The 1565-nt window shown below is 36.1% G+C and carries 2 protein-coding genes; one reads left to right on the top strand and one right to left on the bottom strand.

Going from position 1 to position 1565, the window contains the following annotated elements; all coding sequences use genetic code 11:
• Positions 1-345: 345 nt before the first annotated feature.
• Complete coding sequence (locus ACHHZ7_RS25345; RefSeq protein ID WP_395149236.1) at positions 346-1383, top strand: hypothetical protein; 1038 nt, start codon at positions 346-348, stop codon at positions 1381-1383.
• 111 nt (positions 1384-1494) lie between these two features.
• On the opposite strand, the gene ACHHZ7_RS25340 is transcribed toward ACHHZ7_RS25345, so the two are convergent.
• Positions 1495-1565: hypothetical protein (locus ACHHZ7_RS25340; RefSeq protein ID WP_223349232.1), on the bottom strand; the 71-nt coding region annotated here is incomplete at its 5' end.

Raw genomic sequence — 1565 nt, 5'->3', positions numbered from 1 at the left:
TGAAATATATAAGGAACTCAGGCCTACTTCGTCAGTAGGCCTCTTTTCAGGTTTGTGCTTATCTAGTCATTGATTTGATCGTAATGATTCACATAGGATGCTGTTAGCAATGTCCGCTCTTCGCTCAGAGCGGACTGTCAGCCTAAAGCAGTCTGCTAAGTTCCAGAAGTAGACATCGCGGAATAGAGGAACATACTCGATAAAACTCTTTGATTCACCTAGAAGATTCGGTGCAATTATCTTTTCTCGTTTATACGATCACAAAATTATCTTCCTATTGTTGTTGGTATCTGTTATAAAAACCTAATATTTTTAATGGAATCACTATTATAAAAAAGAACATCAATGAAAAAAATATGGAAATCATTAAACCTTGGCATCACCCATTTTTTATTCTTCTATATGGCAATACTCGTCATCATGCCTCAGAGAGGCCTTGTATACCCAATTGTTATTTGGCTGGGGATGATTATCCTAAGCGGGCTAGTTATACATTATTATTGGAACAAAAAATTGACCAATCAGCTGGCCACTCGCCTTCGAAAAAGTCATAGAAAAACGCAAAGTGCGGCATTGTTTTCGTCGTTATTATTCTTATTGACATGTATTTCCTTTAAGATTATTGATCATATCAGTCTCATCATTCCAAATGCATTAATTTTCATGACCACCTTACTAATTGCATATACAATTTTATCCCACTTAAAATCTTTTGATAATAAAGAAAACAACATAATTGCAAAAGTAAAACTAGGGGTTAAATATTCATGGGTAATAGTAACTTTAATTTCATATTATCTTGCTCGCTCGCTAGTCTCTAACTCATTTGATATTCCTTTTGACACCAAATTTAACAAACTCATGACAGCAGTCACGGCCTTGCTTTTTATATTTATCTTCTACTATGCTATTTATTTTATGTGCACCCCTTATTTAACCCTTATTATTCCACAGGTGAAAAAGGTAAAGGCAACACCCTGTTGTGATATTAACTATTCAATGTCTGTTTTTGCTCCATTATTTTTTATTGGTTACATTTCATATATTGCATTTAGTGTTCAGACATTCTCCATCATCAAATTCGGTTACGGATTAGCCATGGAATATGACACACGAGACACTTTCTTTTGTAAGAATAAATATATGTGGCTTAACGAACATCCTAAAGCTCGATTTATGTTTATCTCTGAAGGAAACTATCGTGCATTAATACCTCATCATGATGACTTTACAATATCACGCTTAACCTGTACGAATAGTGAGCCGTACTATTCACTAGTTACCGTAAAAGATAAAAAAGATTTCATGTTAGATGCTTTGAATCAGCGAGCAGAGATGCTTGCTATCGACCTAAAGACAGCAATATTCCCGAATGCCCAATAACATTCACCAGTTACGTAGCTATGCACACGAAATCCCACACTTTAAAGGATGCATAGGCTTTGTTGAATAAATCAGATTTCGGGTAAGTCTCCCCCGTAGCGGGTTGTGTTTTCAGGCAATACGCACGCTTTCAGGCATACCTGCTTTCGTCATTTTGTTCAGCGCTCGTACCAGGGCCATAG

The sequence above is a fragment of the Citrobacter freundii complex sp. 2024EL-00216 genome, from assembly GCF_043945515.1.
GTDB classification, from domain to species: Bacteria; Pseudomonadota; Gammaproteobacteria; order Enterobacterales; family Enterobacteriaceae; genus Citrobacter; species Citrobacter portucalensis.
The sequence above is the reverse complement of the archived record's forward strand: the minus strand, read 5'-3'. Positions and strand labels throughout refer to the sequence as shown.